Below are 22453 nucleotides of genomic sequence, written 5' to 3' on the forward strand. Positions count from 1 at the left end.
CTGGGCAACCAGGCCTGCCGGCAGGGGCTCTCGGTGCGCTACTTGCGGGTACCGCGCCTGTTCGAACAGCTGCGCATCGCCCACGGCGATGGCAGTTACGCCCGCCTGATGAACCAACTGTTGAAAACCGACCTGCTGATCCTGGATGACTGGGGGATGCAGAAGGTCACCGTGCAACAACGACAGGATCTGATGGAAGTGATTGAGGATCGGCACGGAAGAGGCTCAACCCTGATCGCTAGTCAGTTACCAACCGAACACTGGCACGACTACATCGGCTCCGCCACACTCGCAGACGCCATTCTGGACCGGCTTCTGCACGGCGCTCACCGACTCAATCTAAAAGGAGAATCACTAAGAAAAGCCAAGGCACAAAACACGGAATCGGTTGACCCATCGTGACCGCTCAGAGTACAAAACTGACTCCAGCGTGATGGCCGTGTGCAAACCGGTCACGATCCCCGGAATGACCGGTCACGTTCGCCGGAATACGCAACCCGGCTACCCAGCTAATAATCTGCCGGTCAAGCCAAGTCCGATGTTCGAATAAGCTACCAATATCGTCAAACACTATCTGGCTTAGGCTTGTCGGATTTGGAAGGTTGGCGACCTCCTGCAACGAGCCCACGCAGGATGGATGGTTGGCAAACCGCTTCAGCCAGATCGTGTCACCAACGACGATGTGATTCAGAGTTCCAAGAATAGAGCCGAAAAAAGCCCCGCGATCCTGAGTTAAGTCTGTTGCAGAGAGCGAACTTGCAGACTCGTAAATTTTGGAATTCATCCATTGGTTGTATATGGACAGCAATTCAAAGTGATCTTTCAGGCTCACCTGAGTTCCCTCTCATGTATAACATTTTTATATTGGTCGCGATGACCATTTTTCCGACCAACTATCCAGAATGACCACTTTGCCAATCGAACCAAAAGTTCAAAAAATCTCAATATCTTGAATTCCAAACTTGCCTCAAAACTTCTATAAAAACGATCACAACGACTGCTTTTCCTGAGATCACCAATTTTTCGATAAAACCGATGACTTTTCCTGCCCACCAAACAAAAAGGCCTGAAGTTCTCACTCCAGGCCTTCTCGTCACTCAATGCAGTCAATCACCTTAACCGCACTTACTATCGCCGCAAGACAAACAGGTAGCACACCCATCCATCACGATCACCGCCTTGGTGCTGCACTTGCCACACATGGTGGCGTTTGGCGGGAAGTCGCTGGCCTTTTCATCATTCGTAGCCGTGCTGTGGCTGGCTTCGAACTCGGCGCGCTTTTCGGCGAGGATGCGCTTGGTGGTCTCGCTCATTTCCTCGCTTTCCAGCAGGCCAATGGCCTTCAGGTGCTTCTCGATCACGGCGCCGATTTCAGCGACCAGGGAAGGCATGAACACGCCGCCTTTCTTGAAGTAGCCCCCGTTGGGGTCGTACACGCTGCGCAGCTCTTCCACCAGGAAGGTTACGTCGCCACCCTTGCGGAATACCGCAGAGATAACGCGGGTGAGGGCGATAACCCACTGGAAGTGTTCCATCGACTTGGAGTTGATGAACACTTCGTACGGCTGCCGGCTCTCGTGGTCGGTGCCTTCGTTGAGCAGGATGTCGTTGATGGTGATGTACATCGCGTGCTCAGCCACCGGCGGCTTGATCTTGTAGGTGGTGCCCAGCAGGAAGTCCGGCCGTTCGATGTATTCGTTCATCTGAACGGGCTTGGTTTCTGCGTGCACCGGTGCCTGGTGTTCGGCGGCTGCTTCAGGGTCGGCCTTCTTTACGCGGTAGCCGACGATTTTGTTGCTGATTTTAACTGTCATGTTCGTTGTCCTGTGTCGGTTCCCGGATCAGTACTTGCCGTAGGTGCCTTCTTTAAGCGCGTCAAACAGGTTGGCGGCGTTGTGAATTTCGCCGTCGTACTCTACCTGCTCGTTGCCCTTGAGGGTGACCTTGCTGCCATCGTCCAGGGTGAACTCGTACATTGTGTTCTCGAGGTCTTTTTCCTTAACCAGTACGCCCTGGAAGGCTTCCGGGTTGAAGCGGAAAGTGGTGCAACCCTTCAGGCCCTTATCGTAGGCGTAGAGGTAAATGTCCTTGAAGTCCTGGTAAGCGAAGTCTGTCGGAACGTTCGCGGTCTTGGAAATCGAGGAATCTACCCACTTCTGGGCGGCGGCCTGGATGTCCACGTGCTGCGACGGTGTTACGTCGTCGGAGGTGGTGAAGTAGGCCGGCAGCTTCTTGTCTTCCTCCTCAGAGAAAGGCATGGCGCCCGGGTTCACCATATGGCGGTATGCCAGCAGCTCGAAGGAGAATACGTCAACTTTCTCTTTGGTCTTCCGGCCTTCGCGGATGATGTTACGCGCGTAGTGGTGCGAGAAGCTCGGCTCGATGCCGTTACTGGCGTTGTTGGCCAGTGACAGGCTGATGGTGCCGGTCGGCGCGATGGACGTGTGGTGGGTAAAGCGACCACCTTTCTCGGCCAGTTCTTCCACCAGCTTCGGCTCTACTTTGGCAATTTCCTGCATGTACTTGCTGTACTTGGCGTGCAGGATGCGGCCTTTCACCTTGTCGCCCAGTTTGTAGCCGTCTTCAGACAGCTGCGGGCACTTGGTGAGCATTTTCGGGGTAATCTCGAACTCGTCGTCCATGATCGGCGCAACGCCTTTTTCCTCGGCCAGGGCGAGGGACTGGCGCCAGCCTTCCACGGCCATCTCACGAACGACTTCTTCGGTGAACTGTACGGATTCTGCAGAACCGTAAGGCATGCGCAGCATGGCAAGGGTGGAACCCAGGCCGAGGATGCCCATACCGTGGCGGCGCTTGTAGGTGATTTCGTGGCGCTGTTCAGCCAGCGGCAGGCCGTTAATCTCAACCACGTTGTCCAGCATCCGGGTGAAGATCGCCACAACCTTGCGGTACCTCTCGTAGTTAAAGCTGGCCTTGTCGGTGAACGGGTAGTCCACGAACATGGTCAGGTTCACGGAGCCCAGCAGGCAGCTGCCATACGGGGGCAGGGGCTGCTCACCGCAGGGGTTGGTGGCACGGATGTCTTCGCAGAACCAGTTGTTGTTCATCTGGTTGACCTTGTCGATCAGGATGAAACCCGGCTCGGCGTAGTCGTAGGTGCTGGTCATGATGGTGTCCCAGATGAACTGGGCTTTCAGGGTGCGGTAGATGCGGCAGGCAACCTTGCCTTCACCGTTCACCACGTAGCCTTTTTGTTCCGGGAAATCACGGTATACAAACTGGCTTTCGTCGCTCAGGTCAAGCTTCTCGTCTTCCACTTCCTTCTGGGTAACGGGGAAGGAGAGGTGCCAGTCGGCGTCGTTGCGCACGGCTTCGATGAAGTCTTCAGTGATCAGCAGCGAGAGGTTGAACTGGCGCAGGCGACCGTCTTCACGCTTGGCCTGGATGAAGTCGATCACGTCCGGATGGTGCACATCGAACGTGGCCATCTGGGCGCCGCGGCGGCCACCGGCAGAGGACACGGTGAAGCACATGCGATCGAAGATATCCATGAAAGACAGCGGGCCGGAGGTGGTTGCGCCGGCGCCGGCTACGTACGCGCCTTTCGGGCGCAGGGTGGAGAATTCATAACCGATACCACAACCTGCCTTGAGGGTAAGGCCGGCTTCGTGGTTTTTTTCCAGGATGTCGTTCATGGAATCCTGAACGGTGCCGGATACGGTGCAGTTGATGGTGGACGTTGCCGGCTTGTGCGCTTCGGCACCGGCGTTGGAGGTAATCCGGCCGGCAGGGATGGCGCCGTTCTGCAGGGCCCAGATGAAGTTCTTCATGTGCTGGGTGCGCACGGATTTGTTTTCTACCTCGGCAAGGGCTTTGGCAACGCGTTCGTAGGTTGCGTTGATGTCCTTGTCCACGGGCTCGCCGGTCTTGGTCTTCAGCTGATATTTGCTGTGCCAGATGTCGATCGAGGCTTCCTGCATCGGAATTGTTGTTACCACTGCCTGTGCCTTAGCGTTCATTTCCACCCTCTGTCTTCCGGTATGTCTTCTTTTGATGGCGCCAGTCCTTGTACCGGCGGCGCCATACCCCTTGAAAATCGTATCTTTGGCCTTGGGCCTGTTTTCTTTTTAACCACTATATATGGGCTGAATCTGAAACGAGTATAACAGGATATAGTGTTCTGTGAATAAGAACGCAACTATTGATAGACGCTTCGGGGCAAAGAAAATCAATCAAAACCGGCTTGAATCCGGGAAATTTTTTCTAAAACAGCGGTTTGGGGCTAAAGGTTCAAAACCACTACATGTTGTGGTTTTGTGAGGAGGTGGTGTCAATAGCGAATTGTGCGATTCCGGAGGAAAAGTGAGAAAAACAAGTGGGCAGGGAGGGGAAACGGGGGCCAGTCTGGCCCCCGTTTTTTTATCAGCCCAGCAACAGGCTGTCGTCGTCCACTTCCAGCCCACGCTGCTTTTCAAACAGCCCGAGCAGGTCCTTCACTTCCAGACCTTCGCGGTCTTTGCCTGCGATATCGAATACCACCTGGCCCTGGTGCAGCATTACCGTGCGGCTGCCGACCTCCAGCGCCTGCTTCATGCTGTGGGTTACCATCAGTGCGGTGAGCTTCTGCTCTTCGATGATCTTGGTGGTGAGTTCCAGCACGAATGCAGCGGTTTTCGGGTCCAGCGCGGCCGTGTGTTCGTCCAGCAGCAGGATGCTTGAGGGCGTGAGGCTCGCCATCAGCAGGCTCACGGCCTGGCGCTGACCCCCTGAGAGCAGGCCCATTTTGTCGCCAAGACGTTTTTCCAGGCCCAGATTCAGGGACGAAAGGCTGTCCCTGAATTTGTCCATGTACTGCTTCTTTACGGCGCTGGTGAGGCCGCGGCGTTGGCCACGTTTGATGGCCAGGGCGAGGTTTTCCTCAATGCTGAGGCCCTCGCAGGTACCGGCCAGTGGGTCCTGGAATACCCGGGCAACACGGCCGGCCCGTTTGTGGGTCGGCAGTTTGGTGACGTCCAGGTTGTCCACGATGATCTGGCCACTATCTACCAGCACTTCGCCGGCGAGGGCGTTCAGAAAGGTGGATTTGCCGGCGCCGTTGCTGCCTATCACGGTGACGAATTCACCCTGGTTAACGGTCAGGCTCATACCCCGAAGGGCCGGGTTTTCCAGCGGTGTGCCCTTGCCAAAGGTAAGCCGGAGATCGGTTGCACTGATCATTTCGCCTCCTTAGTCCTTGCTACGGGAAAGTTTGCCGGCAATGGATGAACGTACGCCGGGCAAAACGATGGCCAGAGTGACCAGAACCGCGGTAATCAGGTTCAGATCCTGGGCCTGCAGTCCCAGGAAATCCGCATTCAGAGCGAAGGCAATGGCCAGTCGGTAGATGATTGCACCCACCACGCACGCGATGAGCGCGCGTACCACGGTTGAGGGAGTCACCACGGCTTCACCGCCAATCAGGGAGGCAAGGCCAATGACGATCACGCCAACGCCCATGGTGACATCGGCTGCACCCTGGCTCTGGGCGAAGAGCGCACCGGCAAGCCCGACAAGGCCGTTGGAAACGGCAACGCCGAGAACAATCATGGCGCCGGTGGCGATGCCCTGTGCCCGGGCCATTCTGGCGTTGGCGCCAGTGGCTCGCATGGCCAGGCCGGTTTCGGATTTCATGAAACGCCACAGCAGGATAAGGGCAACAAAGACCACAATAACGAACAGAAGCACCGGTACCTGGTGGTAGGCCAGATCCAAGTCGTACCAGGGCGTCAGCACGGTTTCTTCGGTAAGCAGGGCCACGTTGGGGCGGCCCATGATGCGCAGGTTGACTGAATAGAGCGCAATCATGGTCAGGATCGAGGCCAGCAGATTAAGAATGTTGAGTTTCACATTCAGCAGTGCTGTTACCGCGCCTGCGGCCATGCCGGCCATGACGGCACAGCCTGTGGCCAGCCACGGGTTCCAGCCTTCAATGATCAGTACGGCGGCAACGGCAGCACCGAGGGGAAAGCTGCCATCTACAGTGAGATCCGGGAAATCCAGCACCCGGAAGGAGAGGTAGATGCCGAAGGCGACCAGGCCGTAGATCAGTCCGGTCTCAATGGCACCATAAAGAGCGATGTTACTCAGCATGGTCGGGTATCACCAATGATAAAACGGGCAGCCCCTCGTGAGGGCCGCCCGTTGGGTTCAGGGGGATTACTTGGCGCTGTCGATCACTTTCTTCGCGTCTGCGATCACATCATCTGACAGGGTGATGCCCATGCGCTCTGCGGCGGCCGGGTTCACGAACAGGTCCAGCTTCTCCATGGTTTCAACCGCCATTTCGCCGGGTTTCTCGCCATTCAATACCCGGGCAACCATCACGCCGGTCTGGCGGCCATGGTCGTAGTAATCAAACCCGAGTGCTGCAACGGCACCGCGCTCAACGGTAGCGGTGTCCGCCGCGAATACCGGAATACTGGCGCGTTCACCAACAGAGATAACGGCTTCGGCAGCACTGATCACGGTATTGTCTGTGGTCAGGTAGATGGCGTCTGCTTTACCCACCAGGGAGCGGGCCGCGCCCAGAACCTCGGAAGTTTTGGTGGCAGCGCCTTTTACCAGTTCAAGACCACGCGCCGCGAGGCGCTCTTCGAGCAGTTCCACCAGGGAAACGGCATTGGCTTCGCCCGGGTTGTACACCGTGCCAATGCGTTTGGCATCGGGCATTACGCGCTGCAGCATGTCCAGGTGTTTGTCGATGGGCAGCATGTCGCTTACGCCGGTAATGTTTGCGCCAGGCGCCTCCAGATTGCTTACCAGCTTGGCACCAAGCGGGTCGGTCACAGCGGAGAAAATCACCGGTGTATTGCGGGCCGCAGCGGCAACGGTTTGCGCGGAAGGCGTTGCAATCGCCACGATCACGTCGGGACTCTCACCAACGAATTTGCGGGCAATCTGGGAAGCAATGGCAGAGTTGCCCTGGGCACTTTCGTGCATCACTTCGAGGTTGTCGCCCTCTTTGAAGCCGCGCTCGGCGAGTTCATCTTTTATGCCCTGGTAGACGGCGTCCAGTGCCGGGTGTTCCACAATCTGTGTGATGGCTACAACGCGGGGTTCCTGTGCCTGAACAAGTGTTGCCAGCGCCAGCAGGGTGGCACCGAACAGGGTGCGCAGGGTTGTCTTGGCCATATGCCCATCTCCGGGTAGGTTAACTGATATGTTGCGAATCTGAAGGGGCGGAAGTTTACCACAGGCAAGGGGTTCAAGGGGTAGGGGATGTTGCCGGTGGCGGCGTTTGGGTTGCAATAGATGCAGTTGGAAATTATTTTGCTTGTGTCACGTTTTGACCGCTCATACTATGTTGAAATACCCTACGAAAGTCTAATAATGAGTCATCTATAACTCCAAGAACGAACTGCAAGGAAGGTCCATGGACACAACAAACAAACTTCCCCTGGATATGGTCTATCACTGGGAGAATGCCAAGCCGAACTCCGTCTATATGACCCAGCCCATCGGGGACGGAAAAACGGTGGAGTATACCTGGGGCCGGGCGGTGGATGAGGCGAGGTGCATGGCGTCTTACCTGAAGTCCCTGAATCTCCCCGAAAAGAGTCGCATCGGCCTTATTTCCAAAAACTGCGCCCACTGGATCATGACCGACTGGGCCATCTGGATGGCCGGCCATATTTCCGTTCCGCTTTATCCCACCCTGAATGCCGACACCGTTAATTACATCCTGAACCACGCCGAGTGCGAGGTGGTGTTTGTCGGCAAGCTGGACGACTGGAACATGATGAAACCGGGCGTGCCGGAATCCGTGCGTTGCATCTCCTTCCCGCTGAGCCCGCCCAATGATTTCGAAACCTGGGACGATATTGTCGCCAAGTATCCGCCTCTGGAAGAAAACGTTCAGCGTGATGCCGACGAACTGGCCACCATCGTTTACACCTCCGGTAGCACCGGGAAACCCAAGGGCGTCATGCTCAGCTTTTACAATATGGCCTATGCGGCAGAGGGGGGCATGGAGGTACTCGGCGTGAGCTCCGAGGAGCGCATGTTGTCGTACCTGCCGCTGGCTCACGTATTCGAACGCACCTTTGTTGAGCTGGCATCGCTGTATGCCGGCTTCCATCTGTATTTTGCGGAATCTCTGGATACTTTCGTGCAGGATTTGCAGCGTGCCCAGCCAACTCTGTTCCTCTCGGTACCGCGCCTGTGGGTGAAATTCCAGCACGGTGTGCTTCAGAAGCTGCCGAAAAAGAAGCTGGACCGGCTGCTGAAGATTCCGGTGGTCAACAAACTGATCAAGAAGAAAATCCTGAAGGGTCTGGGCCTGGACAAGGTCAAGCTGGCAGGCAGTGGCTCGGCCCCCCTGGCGAGCGACGTTCTGGACTGGTACCGCAACCTTGGTCTCGAGTTGCTTGAGGGCTATGGCATGTCTGAAAACTTTGCCTACTCCCACATGAGCAAGCCAGGGCGCTCAAGAACCGGTTACGTCGGTGAGTCCGCGCCGGGGGTTGAAACCCGCATCAGCCCGGAGGGAGAGATCCAGATCAAGAGCCCGGCCACCATGATGGGCTACTACAAGGACGAAGAGAAAACCCGGGAGACCTTCACCGAGGATGGCTTCCTGAAGACTGGCGACAAGGGTGAAATTGATGAGATGGGCCGGCTCAAGATCACCGGTCGCATCAAGGAAATCTTCAAGACCAGCAAGGGCAAGTATATTGCGCCTGCACCCATTGAGAACCGTCTGATGTCCCACGATGCCATCGAGATGGTGTGTGTCTCCGGTGCCAATCAGACCCAGCCCCACGCGCTGGTGATGCTGGCCGAGGAGTCCCGGCCGAAAATGGCGGATGAAGCCTTCCGTAAGGAAATCGAAGAGAGCTTCAAGAAGCTGATTGCCGATGTGAACAAGACCGTGGATCCCCACGAACAGCTGGCGTTTATCACCGTAATGAGCGACGAGTGGTCGATCGAGAACAGCTTCCTCACGCCGACCATGAAGCTCAAGCGCAATGTGGTTGAGGATGCGTATCAGGAGCAAGTGGAGAACTGGTATGCACAGCGTCAGCCGGTTATCTGGCAGTAAAACGCCCGATTCAAAATGAAGATGTTATGGCCCGGCTCTGCCGGGCTTTTTTGTGCCGGAAAAAACCGACGTAAGTCGCATAGGGAAAAGGAGTAAGCGGGCCTAAACTGGATGAATATCAGGAGGATGTTATGAGCCAGTTGTCCCTTTTCCAGAAGCGTATCCAGGACGAAATTCCCCTTTCCCGGGCGTTGGGGATTCAATTGCATTCCTGGGATGGCCATTCGCTGCTGCTCAGTGCGCCGCTGGAACCCAACAAGAACCACCAGGGTACGGGGTTCGGAGGCAGCGTGTACTCTGCGGCGGTTACTGCGGCCTGGGGCCTGACTGAATTGGCACTATGGGATCTTGGCTTAAAGGGCAATGTGGTGGTGCAGAGCGGGAATATCGACTACCTCGAGCCCGTGTCTTCCGATTTCTATGTGATCTGCCGCCTGCCCGGTGAGGAGGTACCGGAACGTTTTCGCAAGAGTCTGGCCCGGCATGGCAAGGGTCGGCTGGATCTGACGGCAGAGGTTTTTTGCGGCGAACCAAACACAATGCCTGAGGGGGATCCTGTGGCGGTTTTCCAGGGGCGGTTCGTGGTTCAGGATGTGAAATCCCGGGTAACGTTCTGAGCTGGTCAGGCAATTGACCGGCTGTTGGAGATTGAGCGGCTCATCAGAATAATCGGAATGATGCCAGCCAGAACAATAATCAGGGCGGGCAGCGCGCTGTGGTACAGGCGCTCGTCAGAGGCGAACTGGTACACGTAGGTCGCCAGTGTCTCGAAGTTGAACGGCCTGAGTATCAGGGTGGCCGGCAATTCCTTCATGCAATCGACGAAAACCACCAGGGCCGCTGTTACCAATGTGCCTCGCAACATTGGCAAGTGAACCCTGACCAGGGTGTTGCCCGGGGTGTGGCCCAGAGAGCGGGACGCCATGTCCATGCTCGGGGTAATCTTCTGCAACGCACTCTCCACGCTACCGGCCGAAACGGCAAGGAATCGCACGGTGTAGGCAAACACCAGGGCGAAGGCCGAGCCACTCAGTAACAGGCCCGTGCTGATTCCGAATACGTCCCGCATCAGGCTATCCAGCCAGTTGTCAAAACCTGCCAGGGGCACAATCACACCAACAGCCAGCACGGCGCCGGGCATGGCATAGCCCAGGCTGGAAAGGCGCATCAGTACCTGCATTTTGCGAGTGTTGTGCAGTCGGCGGCTGTAGGCGAGCGTAACACCAATCAGCAGAGTAGTGAGGGCTGCCGTGCCAGAGAGGAAAAGGCTGTTGAAGGTGTTTCGGACAAAATCCGGGTTCCAGCTTTCACCGAAGTATTCCCACGCATAGAGCCCGAGGGTTGCACCGGGAATCACGAAACCGAACAGAACCGGCAAAGCGCAAACCGCTACGCAAATCATCTGGCGCGGGAAGGACATGGTGAAGCGCTGGATCGGCTCACGGTTGTCCCGCGCTGCGAACTGTTGCTGGCGTCTTCGGGAATACCGTTCCAGGGTAACCAGGATCACCACGAAGATCAGCATTGTGGTGGCTATTTGAGCGGCCCCACCGAGGTTGCCCAGATTCATCCAGGTATCAAACAGGCCAGCGGTCAGGGTCTGGACGGCAAAGAAGTCCACGGTGCCAAAATCGTTCAGGGTTTCCATCAGCACCAGGGAAAGGCCGACGGCTACCGCCGGCCGGGCGATGGGCAGAACCACCCTGAAGAACGTGCTCAGCGCGGAGTGGCCGAGACTGCGGCTGACCGCGAACAGAGACGGGGACTGTTCCAGAAAGGCGGCGCGGGCCAGAAGGTAAACGTAGGGATACAACACCAGCCCGATCATCAGCGTGGCGCCTTCGAGGCTGCGAATTTCCGGGAACCAGTAGTCTGCGGCACTGCTCCAGCCGAACAGGTCTCGCAAGGCACCCTGAACGGGGCCAGCGTAGTCCAGGAGGCTTGTGTACACATAGGCAATAACGTAGGCGGGCACTGCAAATGGTAGCAGCATCGCCCACTCAAAGAATTTGCGACCCGGAAACTCGCACATGGTGACCGCCCAGGCCGACGCCAGGCCTATAACCAGGGTAAGGGCACCCACCCCAATCATCAGTTTGAGCGTGGTTGTCAGGTACCGGGGAAGGGTGGTTTCGATCAGGTGTGGCCAGATGTTCTCTTCGGGAAAAAACGCCAGAAAAATAACGGAGAGAACCGGAAGGGCGACGATGGCGGTGGTCAGAAGTGCGCTGATCATCCATTTTGGAGAGGTACGCTTAGCCAGCAGGGGCTGGGATAGCCCTGGATTAACGCTGGTTGCGGCCTCGCTCATAGTGTCCCTGCGCCTGGATGTGGAGTCTGTCCAATTGAAGGCTGCAGATTGTAGTCACCTGACCTGATGCCTGCAACGACTGGTGTCATACCGGAAGAGGGAAGCGCCCGCCAAAGGGCATGTGAGGGTGGTCAAACCACCCTCACTGTTGGCGATTACTCGCCGTCGTAATCGACGCGGTCAACCAGTTTGACTGCGGCATTGCGGTTATCTGCAATCTCCTGCAGTGACAGGTTGTCGGGGTTGATCTCACCCCACTCGGCAACCAGTCCGGAAGGCTTAACCTCCGGGTTTGCCGGGTATTCCGTGTTTGCCTCAGCGTAGATACGCTGGGCTTTCGGTGAAGACAGGAATTCCATCAGTTTGATGGCGTTCTCGCGGTTAGGCGCGCTCTTGGTCAGTGAAATACCACTGATATTTACGTGAGTGCCCCGGCCTTCGGCGTTCGGAAATACAAGCCGTACCTGTTCGGCAATCGGCCGCTGGTTCTCATCCTGCAGCATATTGCCATAGTAGTAGCTGTTACCAATGGAGACGTCGCATACGCCCTCGGCAATAGCCTTGATCTGGTCGCGGTCACCACCCTGGGGTTTGCGGGCCAGATTGTCTTTCAGGCCTTCCAGCCACTTCTCGGTTTCGGCTTCACCATGGTGTGCGATCATGGAGGAGAACAGGGCGATGTTGTAGGGGTGCTTGCCGCTGCGAGTACAGATACGGTTGTTCCACTTGTCGTCTGCCAGTTGTTCGTAGGTGGTGATCTCACCTTCTTCCACGCGGTCCTTGGAAACGAAGATCAGGCGCCCGCGGGTGGTCAGGGCAAACCACTTGCCCTCGGGATGGCGCAGGTTTTCCGGAATGTTCTCTTCCAGAGTCTCGTTGTCGACGTTCTGAACGAGATCACGTTCTACCAGCTCGTTGAGGCGGGAAATATCAACGGTCATCACCAAATCTGCCGGGCTGTTGCGACCCTCGCGCTCCAGTCGCTCGGCCAGACCCTGTTTGGCAAAGACCACGTTGCTCTGGATGCCGGTTTCCTGTTCAAAAGCGTTCAGCAGGGGTTCGAGCAGATATGCCTGACGGTATGAGTAGATATTGACCTCGCCATCTGCGGAGGCGGCCATGGGCATGGCAGAGAGGGCGATTGCTGCGGTAGCAGCCAGTTTCATTCGCATATTCCCATCCTTTCGGGTGTTTCCGGTATTAATTTGCTTTGCCAGGATCGGCAAGTTTTTAAAAACGCCAACCATTCTCATTTCCATTGACTCCAGAGTCAATCTCTCCGTTGGCATATTTTTCTGAAAATGGTGTTATGCTTCGGAAGACTATAAAAACTATGCAAAAAGTAGTGGAATCCTCAAATGGATGGGAACGATCGAAGAGAGCACATACGCACGGCAATGAGTGCGAAAGTAAAGGTGGTTCACGAGGAGCTCGGCGAGTTCATATTCTCGACCCGCGATATCTCCGACGGCGGTGTTTTCATCGTTGTGGACACTGAGCCATTTGCGCCAAACCTCGGCGACACAGTTACCGTGCAGGTGCAGGGGCTACCTGTTCCAGCACCGATACTTGAAATGGTGGTCGTGCGCAAAACCAACGACGGGTACGGCCTCCAGTTTGATCAAAATGGTGACTGATAGACGGATTGAATGCCCCTGCCGTGGATAATGGCAGTGTTCAACCAACCGCTGTCAGGGATGCAACAGCCAGATGATCTTTTCAGTCTTTTCCAGAGCTTACAAGCCAATTATTGCAAGCCTTGTCCTGGTTTCCGTATCGGGCTGTGCGAGCTATTACTCACATTTTGCGATGTTTCCGGCTGAGAATTCATCCGGTGAGCCAAGACACGTGCGGCTGTCCTGGCAAAGCGCGGAGTATCCTGGTTGGTGGTTTGCCGGCGATAAAGCCACGCCCGTGAAGCTGGAAACCCAGTGCAGCGACCGTGTCTGGCGCCTCCGCGATGACGAAGAGGCGAGTGCCTGCGGCGAGGGTATTCGTGCCTGTGGCGAAGCGGGCCGGGATCTGGTGGCGCAGACGGGGCAGCCGGCAAGCGGCTCAACCCGCTGCATGTCCATCAATCCGGCGGATCCGGATGCCCGTATTGCAGAAATAGAAGGGAAACTGGAGTTGCTGGTGTCCTGTACCCCTGCCGTCTTGGCAGAGGGTGAGGGTGATGACGTGCTGAACCTTGACTATCTGCGAGCATCATCAGTTCCGTACACGGTTTATGTCCGGAAGGCGCCGCGGGGTTCAATGCGGTCCCGATTGCCTGAATTTGATGAATCGGTATGTGACGCAGAGTGACACTTTCTGACGTTGATATGTGACTCCCATCACGTTGCTACATTTTGTTTCCTGTTGAACATTAGCGTTACGTTTTGTCGCGTTTGGGTTACCTGGCGATACGATATTGTAATTGTGTCTTCCGGCGGTTCGGTCAGAATGGTAGCTATCGAAAAGTTTGTTGTGTGAGGTGGCCCGTGGGTGTCCAACAGAAAAAAGTCGCAGTTCATGATCTGGAAGTGGGCATGTTCGTGTCTGATCTGGACAGGCCATGGCATCAGACCCCCTTTCCGATTCAGGGTTTCCATATCCGGTCCCAGGATGACATTCGTGCACTGGTATCCCACTGCAAATGGGTTCTGGTCGATGTGGCGGAAGCAAGGGAATCCAAAGAGGTAAAAGGCGGAAGCAAGCCGGCTTTCGGAACATTGCAAGGCAAGCGCAGGGGTGGGCGGGAGCAACTCCAGTTGCCGCCCCTGAGTATTCGCGAGCCAGTGACGTATGAAACCGTTACCAGTCTCAAGAAGGAAATGAAAACCTCAAAGCGCCTGCTTGACGATATGGAAGGCGCGCTGGATCAGCTTTTCGAGACACTTCGTGCCGATGGCGTGCCCGATCTCCGGCCGATCGCTGCGATCACCAGCAAAATGGTGAGTAGCGTTGTTCGCCAGCCAGACGCTCTATTGTGGCTCAGTCGCACCCGTGCCCACGATAGCTACCTGTACCGGCATGCATTGAATACCTCTGTCTGGGCCCTGGTGTGTGGACGCCATCTCGGGTTGAACGAGGGGCTGCTGAACCATTTGGGCCTGGGTTGCCTGCTGTCCCAGGTGGGCAAGACCACGCTGCCTGCCGAGTTGCTGGCGCGGGAAGGCCAGTTAAGCTCAGAGGAGTATCTGACCTACCGGAGTTACGTTGGCCGTGGAGTCAGGATGCTTGAAAACGGCGGGCTCTCCCGTGCCGTGCTGAGTGTGGTTCAGGGGCATCGGGAACGTCATAACGGTTCCGGCTTTCCGGAGGGTGTCCGCGGCGATCGGATTCCATTGCTGGCCAAGGTTGCCGGTATCGCGGAATTTTTCGAATCGTTGATAGCGCCCCGGTCTCATGCCGAGCCGATGACACCGGCAAAAGCGGTCACGCTGCTCTATGAGATGCGCAATATCGAGTTCCAGGAGGACCTGGTCGAGAATTTCATCCAGGCGATCGGTATCTATCCCACCGGGAGTCTGGTCGAGCTGACCGATGGTCAGCGCGGTATTGTGGTTTCCCATTCCCCTGAGCGCCGTTTGTGGCCGCGGGTAATGGTAATGACCGATGCTGCCTCAAGGCCGTTGAAAACAGCCAAAATTATTGATCTGGCCAGATATAACGAAGGCAAGGAAGCGCCAGAAACCGTGCGGGTTCGCGATTGTCTGCCGCACGGTACGGAAGGCCTCGATCCTTCCTATTACGACGTGACCGGCGTGGAATCACGCTGGAGCCTCTCGGGCCTGATCAGCGGATAAGCACTCGCAGCTGTTTGCGAACCCACCGATAGGTATCCTCCGGACGGAAGCTGAGCAGCAGCTCGGACTCACCGCCGGAGGGACCAGCGACAAAATACTCAACCTCTCCGCTCTGCCAGTCGGCTGAATTTATCTGGATATCCTGCGGGCGTGTGCTGATGGCCTCCAGCTCCGCCAGGGAAAGTCCGCCCCAGATTTTCCGAACCGCAACCTGCTTCAAAGCTGTATCAGTGGCCGGATGACTGGCAACGTCTTCATCCAGGAAATATCGGTTTGCGACGGTTGTACTGATCGCCTTGAGTTCCCGGGTGAGATAGGTCTGGGCATCCTCCGAATCGATGTCTTCCATGGTTCGCACGGCGTTTTCGATTCGGTCCTTTTTGGCCTGCAGGTCTTCACTGTATTCAATGTCAGGATCGCGATCTTCATCATTCTCCGGTCGTGGCGGTGCGTTGTCGATTTCCTCCTGGGTTGGCGGCTCTTCACAGAGTTCATCGTCCTCGGGGTAAAAACAGATCGCGGCAAGCAGCTGGTTGGCGGGGGACATCGGGTTGTTGGCCGTGAATTCGGATTCGCTGACACTGAAATCAATCGGCGCTGTCAGGCCCGGAAGGGCCGCGTTCAACTGCGTAATAACCCGGTCGCGGATATCGATACCGTCGCCCTCAGCGACATTCTGGCTCCAGTTCAGGAGCATCAGGAACCGGGACAGATTCATCAGCGTTGTATTCTCCAGAACGTTTTGCTCAGTCAGCGTGTGGGTGCTCAAACCCTCATCATCCACCATTGGCGTTTGCAGCCCTGTGCGGGTGGTCTCGAAAAATTCGAGCAGGGTTACGTATTGCCTGGCCGGTACATCGCTAACCAGCGGCAGGTCTCCAACCCTGAACGTGAGGGTTTCGCCGGGGTAGTAGCGGAATTCTCCCGCTGTGTTCGTGGTGCCGGACTGACTGGCAGTCTGATAGGAAAGACCGTTAAAACCATTGAAATTGACTCGGCCGGTGCTCCTGTCGTCGCCGGAGCCTCCGCCGTCATCCAGACAGCCGGAGAGAGCAAGTGTGCCCAGCAGGGTGAACGTAAGTCGGGTGCGGTGAACGGATCTCATGGTTGAACGTACATTCCCTTCGTTTCAGCGCGCCTGCACCCGGGGTGCAGCAGCCTCTTTTGTAAATTGTTGTAACCGCATTATAGGGGCGTGATTTGCCTCATATCGGGATTCCTGTCGCAGTTTCCGTTATTGGTCCGGGGATGCCTCCGGCCGATAAGGGCCTTGAAATCAGCGACTTTGTCACAATAAATAGCAATCTAAATTCTGGCTGGCGGCGAGGGCCGTTCATTGCCGTTTTTCACCGAATCGGGATGAGTTATGACCAATGCACTGGAAATTGAGGGCCTCACCAAAACCTATGGTGACGGCTTCAAGGCTCTCAAGGGGATTGATCTGCACGTCGCCGAGGGGGACTTCTTCGCCTTGCTGGGGCCCAATGGGGCCGGCAAATCGACCACCCTGGGCATTGTTTGCTCCCTGGTAAACAAAACAGCGGGAAAGGTGCGGGTGTTCGGATATGACACCGACACCCATCTCTCGGATGCCAAGTTGAACCTTGGTGTTGTGCCGCAGGAGTTCAACTTCAACCAGTTCGAAAAGGTCTTCGACATTGTCACCACCCAGGCCGGCTACTACGGAATTCCTCTTAAACAGGCCTCGGCGTCGGCTGAAAAGTATCTGAAAAAGCTCGGACTCTGGGAGAAGCGGGACACCCCGGCACGCATGCTCTCCGGAGGTATGAAGCGTCGTCTGATGATTGCCCGGGCCCTGGTTCATGAGCCCAAACTGTTGATCCTGGACGAGCCGACTGCTGGCGTAGATATTGAACTTCGCCGGTCCATGTGGACCTTTCTGGAAGAAATGAATCGTCAGGGCACCACCATTATCCTGACGACCCATTATCTGGAGGAAGCGGAAGCCCTTTGCCGCAATATTGCCATTATTGATCACGGCAAGATTCTGAAAAACACCAGCAAAAAGGCCCTGCTGCAGCAACTGAGCCTGGAAACCTTTGTTCTGGACACCGAGAAGACCCTTGATGCCGCGCCTGAACTGAATGGTTTCCCGACTCGATTGGACGGAGAAGGTGCTCTCGAGGTGGAAGTGCAGAAAGGGCAGGGGCTCAACCAGGTGTTCGTGGAGCTTGAACGGTTGGGCATCAAAGTGGTCAGCATGAGGACCAAGGCCAACCGGCTGGAGGAACTGTTTATTCGCATGGTCGAAGAGAATGCTGCGGAGTCAACTCAAACCGTGGAGGGTGCAGCATGACTCCACAAGCGCTCTTCACCGCCTTTAGTACCATCGTTGTCCGGGAGATACGGCGGTTTACCCGCATCTGGGCGCAAACCCTGTTGCCGCCCGCGGTCACCATGACCCTGTATTTCATTATTTTCGGCAACCTCATCGGCTCCCGAATTGGGGAGATGGGCGGCTTCGACTACATGTCTTTCATTGTGCCGGGGCTGATCATGATGTCGGTGATCACCAGTTCCTACGCCAATGTGGTGTCTTCATTTTTCTCCATGAAGTTCCAGCGCAGTATCGAGGAGCTTCTGGTGTCGCCGGTGCCGAACTGGGTGATCCTGGCCGGCTATGTGACAGGTGGCATGGCGCGAGGCCTTGGCATCGGGCTGATTGTCACGCTGTTGTCACTGGCGTTTACCCGCCTGTCCATCCACAACTTGCCAATGATGGTTCTGACGGTATTTCTGACTTCGGCACTGTTTGCCCTGGGTGGCTTTATCAACGCCATGTTGGCGACCAAGTTTGATGACATCTCCATTGTGCCCACGTTCGTATTGACGCCGTTGACGTATCTGGGCGGCGTGTTCTACAGCATCGATTTACTGCCGGGGTTCTGGCAGGGCGTATCCATGGCCAACCCTATCCTCTACATGGTCAACGGCTTCCGGTACGGCATTCTGGGCGTGTCAGACGTTAATCCGTTTGTTTCTCTTGGTATGATTCTGGTTTTCATCTCCGTACTGGCATTCATCGCTCTCAGAATGCTGGAGCGTGGTAAAGGCATTCGCCACTGATTTCAGGAACCACTATGGCACTTAACGACGCTCCGCTTGGCAAGACAAGCGACTACCCGGACAGCTACGATCCTGGGCTGCTTTTCCCGGTGGCGAGAGAGGAAAATCGCCGCCGCATTGGTCTGGAGGATGGCCGTTGGCCTTGGTTTGGCGAGGATCTGTGGCAGGCCTGGGAAATCTCCTGGCTGCGTCCAAGCGGCGTGCCGGAAGTGGCCTGGGCGGAGATTGTTTTTCCGGCGGCCTCGCCCGCAATCATTGAGTCCAAATCGCTCAAGCTGTACCTGAACTCGTTGAACCAGGCGGTCTACTCTTCTCGGGAGCAGGTCGCGGAGGTGATTACCCAGGATCTTTCCAGCGCCTGCGGCGGTGCTGTTCAGGTGAATCTGTTGAGCGTCGACGAATCCGGTGAAGCGATTGGCCGGCCGGAGGGCTTCGAGCTCATTGATGACGAGCCGGTCAGCGAAGTGGTTTTTGAATACGCGCCTGAGGCGCTTTCAGCGAGTGGGGAGGTGGTGACAGAACGGCTCTGCTCCCATCTGCTGAAGAGCAACTGCCCGGTAACCGGTCAGCCTGACTGGGCGACACTCCTCATAAGCTACACCGGACCGAAAATCGATCGGGGCGGTTTGTTGCGTTACGTGGTGAGCTTCCGGCAGAAACAGGATTTCCACGAGCATTGCGTGGAAACCGTGTTTACCGATCTGATGGGGCGGTGCAACCCGGAGTCGCTTACCGTGGTTGCCCGGTATACACGGCGGGGCGGGCTGGATATAAATCCGTGGCGAAGCACGGAAACCGGCGGGGATGCCGGCCCAAGGTTGATACGTCAGTAGCAGGATTCTGTTTGAGCGCAGGGAAGCGCCTCAGGAAACATCCTCTTCCCGCCGCAGGCGATCTGCAGCATCTTCCAGAGCGGTCAGGATGGCCTGCCGCTCTTTCTCGGTGATCTTGTCCGAATCGAGATACATGGCGAAGCCGCTATGTTCGTGTTCCAGGAAGCTTCGGTTGGGCCCCATGTCGCGCCGGAAGTCGACCACTTCGTAAATTGGCACCGGCTTGACAAAGCCCTTCACGGTAATCTCGCCCTTGTCTCTGCACATGATCTTGTCCTTGATCAGCGCGAAGGTTTCGTAGGAAACGAGGATTTCGCCCGGCTCCGCCAGGGACTCAAGCCGGCTGGCCAGGTTTACTTCCTTGCCGATAATCGTGTAATCCATCCGGTTCTCGGCGCCAAAGTTACCAACCGTTGTATAACCGGTGCTTATTCCCATGCGGATTTCCAGCGGGGTCTTGATGCCCTGGCTGCGCCATTTCTGCCGCATGATTTTCATATGCTTGCGCATCTCGATGGCCATGGAGACACAGGCAAATGCGTCCTCCCTCTGGCCACGGCTGGTTGGATCGCCAAAGAACACCATGATGGAATCACCAACGAACTTGTCGATGGTGCCGCCATACTTGAGAGCAACTTCCGACATTTCATTGAAGTAGTGATTCAGCAGTTCGGTCAGTGCTTCGGGTTCCATTTCCTCAGACAATTCGGTGAAGCCTTTGATGTCAGAGAAAAACACCGCCAGTTTCTTGCGCTGGGTTTCCAGTCTCACGTCCCGCTCACCGGTGAAGATCGACTGCCAGACTTGAGGCGAGAGATATTTGGACAGTTTGTGTGAAAGCGCGATGGACTGCTCCCGCTGGTTCTGGATCTGGGTCTTTGCCAGCATCAACGCCCGTGCCTGCTGGTGGGAATAGTAAGCCGTAACGCAAATATAAAGCCCGGTGGATAAAATCGACACGATGCTGGTCAGCAGGGGCGAGTGTGGTCCGTCTGCCGGGCCGACGATCGCAACCGCCCCCGCAATGGAGGCCGCCATGAAGCCGGTGCCCAGGACCCACTGACGGATACCACCAACAATCAGGCAACTGAACATCAGCATCAGTGCAACGGCGAGGGAGGGGATGACGATCAGCCCGATGCAACCAATGAAAGCGCCACCAACCACGCAATCAAATATCAGCATTTTCTGACGGATGCGTGGCGAATTCCTGAGGAAAGTGCGGCGAGTCAGGGCATGGGCGATGTGGGGCCAGGTGAGGGCCCCGGCAACCAGCCAGAGAAGCCATTGCGGAAAGGCGCCCTGGAGAACGCCGGTTACGATAATGGCGGCGGTTGAGGTGTATGCCAGTACCCGGCCATTGTAATCGGGCATCGGGGGAATGGCGATCGGGTTGCCCGCCGCCTCGGACGAGAGGGCTCTGCCAGCTGAGCTACTGGCATTACGCAGGTCTGCCGGGGCACTCATCATTTCAGAAACGGATCCTGCCAATGAGCATGTCGCGGAACATGACCCAGTCACCCATAAGGCTGTACAGTGGATATTTGAAGGTAGCGGGGCGATTTTTTTCAAACTTGAAATGACCAACCCACGCAAAGCCATAGCCTATGACCGGCAAGGCCAGAAGCCACAACAGCTTGCCCGAAGCCAGAGCCCATACGGCGACTATCAGGACCAGGAGACTTCCAGCGAAATGCAAACGGCGACAGGTGACGTCGCTGTGCTCTTCGAGGTAGTACGGATAAAATTCGGAAAAGTTATTGAAGGTTTGCTGGTTGCTCATTGTGTTGCCACTCAACGTTGTACGACCGCGTCATTTATAATTGTTGGTAGACCCGACTACGACTAAAGGTTAACAGCATTACGTAGAACCCACAATTCACAGCCATGAATTGTGTTCGTACCTATATTTCAACAGTCTTTAAACAGCGAGCAGATATGACCGCAGTTACCGATTTCCTCCTGAACCGCTCCTCTGAACCGAGGCTGGAATCACCCGCGCCGGATTCGACAACCCTCGAAAGGGCCTTTTCCTGCGCGGCGCGTGCACCGGACCATGCACTGCTCAGGCCCTGGCGCTATCTGGTGATCGAGGGTAAAGGCCTTGAAGCCCTGGGAGAGCTGTTTGCGTCCACCTGTGCCAATAACAGCGATGAGAAAGAAATCGAGAAGCTCCGGCGTGCCCCCCTTCGCGCACCCATGGTCATAGTTGGTATCGCGTCGCCGAGGACGCATCCCAAAGTACCGGAAATCGAGCAGGTCATGTCGGCAGCTGCCGGCATGAGTTTTGTTGAGCTTGCCCTTCAGGATGCCGGTTTCGGCGTGATGTGGAGAACAGGCGGCGTTGCCTACCACTCCTCGGTTCACCAGGGGTTGGGCCTGGAAGAGCATGAACAGATTGTTGGCTTTCTCTACACCGGTACGGTCTCGGCATCCAAGCCGTCTGTGCCCAGACCGGCGGTGGACGAGTTTGTGAGTCATTGGCCCTGAGACCTTGTTGAATACCCCCGGCTTCTGCCGGGGGAAGCAGCTTGCCGCTTTTTCTTGCCCTTTTCCTTTCTCCTTTCCCGTAACCGCTACTCGGATTCTCTGCAGGGCCTGCCAACACTGGGTTTCCTGACAAATTAACACCTGACCATAAATCTGGCATTCAGCTTGCTTTAGTCCTGTCAAAGAGCACAGCCGGCAAAAACAGCTCGGCATACCAGTGCAGTTTTCGGGAGGCAACATGGCAATTACGTTTGATTCGGCTCTGGGCATTCATCAACACGCGGTTGAAGCGCGTGTTAAACGCGCCGAAGTTCTGGCAAACAACCTGGCAAACGCCGACACCCCGGGTTTCAAGGCGCGGGATCTGGATTTCCAGGCCATGATGCAGAAGGCCCAGGAGCAGGTCAGCGGATTCCAGATGGCCAAAACCCATGACGCGCACATGGATACCTCGCCATCGGCGTCGGAAAGCGATTTGATGTATCGGGTTCCCCATCAGCCGTCGGTTGACGGCAATACGGTAGACGCCCAGCAGGAGCAGACCCGGTTTATGCGCAACGCCATGGATTTCCAGGCCAGCTTCCAGTTTTTGAACAGCAAGTTCAGCGGTTTGACCAAAGCCCTCAAGGGCGAATAAGCCGCAGTCACAGGATTAGCGAAGGAGAATTTTCATGTCACTGGGCAGCATTTTTGACATCGCCGGTTCCGGCATGACCGCGCAATCACTGCGGCTGAATACAACCGCGTCCAACATTGCCAATGCAGAAACGGCAAGTTCCAGCACGGGGGAAACCTATCGCGCCAGGAAGCCGGTTTTCTCGGCGATTCAGCAGTCTCTGATGAATCCCGGGCAGGGAGGCTTGCCCATGGCTGCCGATGAGGGGCCGGGCGCCGGCGTGAGGGT

23 protein-coding genes are annotated in these 22453 nt (G+C 56.3%); 12 read left to right on the forward strand and 11 right to left on the reverse strand.

What is annotated here, in order from left to right:
* A partial coding sequence (locus B2W52_RS05980; RefSeq protein WP_286801904.1) for an ATP-binding protein occupies positions 1-402 on the forward strand: 402 nt, incomplete at its 5' end.
* Positions 403-406: 4 nt separating this feature from the next.
* Here the strand turns inward: B2W52_RS05980 and B2W52_RS05985 are convergent.
* The 6 genes from B2W52_RS05985 to B2W52_RS06010 form a co-directional block, all read right to left on the reverse strand.
* A complete protein-coding gene (locus B2W52_RS05985; protein ID WP_273072856.1) occupies positions 407-832 on the reverse strand; it encodes a DinB family protein in 426 nt (141 codons plus the stop codon).
* Between the two features lie 283 nt (positions 833-1115).
* On the reverse strand, positions 1116-1814 hold the full coding sequence (locus B2W52_RS05990) for a TSCPD domain-containing protein (RefSeq protein ID WP_014576864.1): 699 nt from the start codon (positions 1812-1814) through the stop codon (positions 1116-1118).
* A 27-nt stretch (positions 1815-1841) separates the two neighbouring features.
* Entirely contained in the window at positions 1842-3980 is a 2139-nt protein-coding gene (locus B2W52_RS05995) for an adenosylcobalamin-dependent ribonucleoside-diphosphate reductase (protein WP_104271082.1), read from the reverse strand.
* A gap of 403 nt (positions 3981-4383) precedes the next feature.
* On the reverse strand, positions 4384-5178 hold the full coding sequence (locus B2W52_RS06000) for an ABC transporter ATP-binding protein (RefSeq protein WP_286801910.1): 795 nt from the start codon (positions 5176-5178) through the stop codon (positions 4384-4386).
* A 9-nt stretch (positions 5179-5187) separates the two neighbouring features.
* Positions 5188-6090 carry an ABC transporter permease gene (locus B2W52_RS06005; protein WP_286801912.1) on the reverse strand — a complete coding sequence of 301 codons (903 nt, stop codon included), beginning with the start codon at positions 6088-6090 and terminating at the stop codon, positions 5188-5190.
* 66 nt (positions 6091-6156) lie between these two features.
* Positions 6157-7131, reverse strand: coding sequence for an ABC transporter substrate-binding protein (locus tag B2W52_RS06010; RefSeq protein WP_008174270.1), 975 nt, complete (start codon positions 7129-7131; stop codon positions 6157-6159).
* 241 nt (positions 7132-7372) lie between these two features.
* On the opposite strand from B2W52_RS06010, the gene B2W52_RS06015 reads away from it, so the two are divergent.
* The gene (locus B2W52_RS06015; protein ID WP_273072867.1) at positions 7373-9040 is read left to right on the forward strand and encodes an AMP-binding protein; all 1668 of its coding nucleotides are present in this window, start codon (positions 7373-7375) and stop codon (positions 9038-9040) included.
* A gap of 131 nt (positions 9041-9171) precedes the next feature.
* Positions 9172-9657, forward strand: coding sequence for a thioesterase domain-containing protein (locus B2W52_RS06020; protein WP_008174272.1), 486 nt, complete (start codon positions 9172-9174; stop codon positions 9655-9657).
* 5 nt (positions 9658-9662) lie between these two features.
* Here B2W52_RS06020 and B2W52_RS06025 read toward each other — a convergent pair whose 3' ends face one another.
* Both B2W52_RS06025 and B2W52_RS06030 read right to left on the reverse strand, forming a co-directional pair.
* The gene (locus B2W52_RS06025; RefSeq protein WP_008174273.1) at positions 9663-11351 is read right to left on the reverse strand and encodes an ABC transporter permease; all 1689 of its coding nucleotides are present in this window, start codon (positions 11349-11351) and stop codon (positions 9663-9665) included.
* 155 nt (positions 11352-11506) lie between these two features.
* Entirely contained in the window at positions 11507-12523 is a 1017-nt protein-coding gene (locus tag B2W52_RS06030) for a Fe(3+) ABC transporter substrate-binding protein (RefSeq protein WP_039882044.1), read from the reverse strand.
* A 186-nt stretch (positions 12524-12709) separates the two neighbouring features.
* On the opposite strand from B2W52_RS06030, the gene B2W52_RS06035 reads away from it, so the two are divergent.
* The 3 genes from B2W52_RS06035 to B2W52_RS06045 all read left to right on the forward strand — a co-directional run bounded on the left by B2W52_RS06035 (position 12710) and on the right by B2W52_RS06045 (position 15139).
* On the forward strand, positions 12710-12988 hold the full coding sequence (locus tag B2W52_RS06035; RefSeq protein ID WP_008174275.1) for a PilZ domain-containing protein: 279 nt from the start codon (positions 12710-12712) through the stop codon (positions 12986-12988).
* A 211-nt stretch (positions 12989-13199) separates the two neighbouring features.
* A complete protein-coding gene (locus tag B2W52_RS06040; protein ID WP_286801918.1) occupies positions 13200-13655 on the forward strand; it encodes a hypothetical protein in 456 nt (151 codons plus the stop codon).
* 176 nt (positions 13656-13831) lie between these two features.
* Complete coding sequence (locus B2W52_RS06045) at positions 13832-15139, forward strand: cyclic di-GMP phosphodiesterase (protein WP_092032796.1); 1308 nt, start codon at positions 13832-13834, stop codon at positions 15137-15139.
* On the opposite strand, the gene B2W52_RS06050 is transcribed toward B2W52_RS06045, so the two are convergent.
* The gene (locus B2W52_RS06050) at positions 15129-16244 is read right to left on the reverse strand and encodes an organic solvent ABC transporter permease (protein ID WP_092032798.1); all 1116 of its coding nucleotides are present in this window, start codon (positions 16242-16244) and stop codon (positions 15129-15131) included. The genes B2W52_RS06045 and B2W52_RS06050 overlap by 11 nt on opposite strands.
* A gap of 261 nt (positions 16245-16505) precedes the next feature.
* Here B2W52_RS06050 and B2W52_RS06055 point away from each other — a divergent pair, with 261 nt between their 5' ends.
* From B2W52_RS06055 to queF, 3 genes are read left to right on the forward strand one after another with little or no spacing between them, the layout of a single operon-like run.
* Positions 16506-17456: an ABC transporter ATP-binding protein gene (locus B2W52_RS06055; RefSeq protein WP_014576877.1), complete on the forward strand. Its 951-nt coding sequence runs from the start codon at positions 16506-16508 to the stop codon at positions 17454-17456.
* Positions 17453-18226 (forward strand): ABC transporter permease, encoded by a 774-nt coding sequence (locus B2W52_RS06060; RefSeq protein WP_014576878.1) that lies wholly within the window; start codon positions 17453-17455, stop codon positions 18224-18226. Before B2W52_RS06055 ends, B2W52_RS06060 begins: the two co-directional genes overlap by 4 nt.
* Before the next feature lie 14 nt (positions 18227-18240).
* Complete coding sequence (gene queF / locus B2W52_RS06065) at positions 18241-19059, forward strand: NADPH-dependent 7-cyano-7-deazaguanine reductase QueF (RefSeq protein WP_053115002.1); 819 nt, start codon at positions 18241-18243, stop codon at positions 19057-19059.
* A 30-nt stretch (positions 19060-19089) separates the two neighbouring features.
* Here queF and B2W52_RS06070 read toward each other — a convergent pair whose 3' ends face one another.
* Positions 19090-20529: an adenylate/guanylate cyclase domain-containing protein gene (locus tag B2W52_RS06070; RefSeq protein WP_053115003.1), complete on the reverse strand. Its 1440-nt coding sequence runs from the start codon at positions 20527-20529 to the stop codon at positions 19090-19092.
* Between the two features lies 1 nt (position 20530).
* Positions 20531-20842 carry an Mpo1-like protein gene (locus B2W52_RS06075; protein WP_053115004.1) on the reverse strand — a complete coding sequence of 104 codons (312 nt, stop codon included), beginning with the start codon at positions 20840-20842 and terminating at the stop codon, positions 20531-20533.
* 155 nt (positions 20843-20997) lie between these two features.
* Between B2W52_RS06075 and B2W52_RS06080 the strand changes: the two genes are divergently transcribed.
* The 3 genes from B2W52_RS06080 to B2W52_RS06090 all read left to right on the forward strand — a co-directional run.
* On the forward strand, positions 20998-21549 hold the full coding sequence (locus B2W52_RS06080) for a nitroreductase family protein (protein WP_014576882.1): 552 nt from the start codon (positions 20998-21000) through the stop codon (positions 21547-21549).
* 238 nt (positions 21550-21787) lie between these two features.
* Positions 21788-22186, forward strand: a complete 399-nt coding sequence (gene flgB, locus B2W52_RS06085) for a flagellar basal body rod protein FlgB (protein WP_041645182.1) — start codon at positions 21788-21790, stop codon at positions 22184-22186.
* A 34-nt stretch (positions 22187-22220) separates the two neighbouring features.
* The coding region (locus B2W52_RS06090) for a flagellar basal body rod protein FlgC (protein WP_286801929.1) at positions 22221-22453 on the forward strand (233 nt) is incomplete at its 3' end.

The sequence above is a fragment of the Marinobacter sp. UBA2498 genome, assembly GCF_002341575.1.
Classification (GTDB): Bacteria; Pseudomonadota; Gammaproteobacteria; order Pseudomonadales; family Oleiphilaceae; genus Marinobacter; species Marinobacter manganoxydans.

Excerpts from the sequence above, each read along its gene's own strand:
- B2W52_RS06035 (WP_008174275.1), top strand. The coding sequence starts at position 12,710 with ATGGATGGGAACGATCGAAGAGAGCACATACGCACGGCAATGAGTGCG.
- B2W52_RS06050 (WP_092032798.1), bottom strand. The coding sequence starts at position 16,244 with ATGAGATCCGTTCACCGCACCCGACTTACGTTCACCCTGCTGGGCACA.
- B2W52_RS06020 (WP_008174272.1), top strand. The coding sequence starts at position 9,172 with ATGAGCCAGTTGTCCCTTTTCCAGAAGCGTATCCAGGACGAAATTCCC.
- B2W52_RS06000 (WP_286801910.1), bottom strand. The coding sequence starts at position 5,178 with ATGATCAGTGCAACCGATCTCCGGCTTACCTTTGGCAAGGGCACACCG.
- B2W52_RS06080 (WP_014576882.1), top strand. The coding sequence starts at position 20,998 with ATGACCGCAGTTACCGATTTCCTCCTGAACCGCTCCTCTGAACCGAGG.
- B2W52_RS06070 (WP_053115003.1), bottom strand. The coding sequence starts at position 20,529 with ATGATGAGTGCCCCGGCAGACCTGCGTAATGCCAGTAGCTCAGCTGGC.
- B2W52_RS05995 (WP_104271082.1), bottom strand. The coding sequence starts at position 3,980 with ATGAACGCTAAGGCACAGGCAGTGGTAACAACAATTCCGATGCAGGAA.
- B2W52_RS06055 (WP_014576877.1), top strand. The coding sequence starts at position 16,506 with ATGACCAATGCACTGGAAATTGAGGGCCTCACCAAAACCTATGGTGAC.
- B2W52_RS06010 (WP_008174270.1), bottom strand. The coding sequence starts at position 7,131 with ATGGCCAAGACAACCCTGCGCACCCTGTTCGGTGCCACCCTGCTGGCG.
- queF (WP_053115002.1), top strand. The coding sequence starts at position 18,241 with ATGGCACTTAACGACGCTCCGCTTGGCAAGACAAGCGACTACCCGGAC.
- B2W52_RS06060 (WP_014576878.1), top strand. The coding sequence starts at position 17,453 with ATGACTCCACAAGCGCTCTTCACCGCCTTTAGTACCATCGTTGTCCGG.
- B2W52_RS06030 (WP_039882044.1), bottom strand. The coding sequence starts at position 12,523 with ATGCGAATGAAACTGGCTGCTACCGCAGCAATCGCCCTCTCTGCCATG.
- B2W52_RS06075 (WP_053115004.1), bottom strand. The coding sequence starts at position 20,842 with ATGAGCAACCAGCAAACCTTCAATAACTTTTCCGAATTTTATCCGTAC.
- flgB (WP_041645182.1), top strand. The coding sequence starts at position 21,788 with ATGGCAATTACGTTTGATTCGGCTCTGGGCATTCATCAACACGCGGTT.
- B2W52_RS06015 (WP_273072867.1), top strand. The coding sequence starts at position 7,373 with ATGGACACAACAAACAAACTTCCCCTGGATATGGTCTATCACTGGGAG.
- B2W52_RS06005 (WP_286801912.1), bottom strand. The coding sequence starts at position 6,090 with ATGCTGAGTAACATCGCTCTTTATGGTGCCATTGAGACCGGACTGATC.
- B2W52_RS05990 (WP_014576864.1), bottom strand. The coding sequence starts at position 1,814 with ATGACAGTTAAAATCAGCAACAAAATCGTCGGCTACCGCGTAAAGAAG.
- B2W52_RS06025 (WP_008174273.1), bottom strand. The coding sequence starts at position 11,351 with ATGAGCGAGGCCGCAACCAGCGTTAATCCAGGGCTATCCCAGCCCCTG.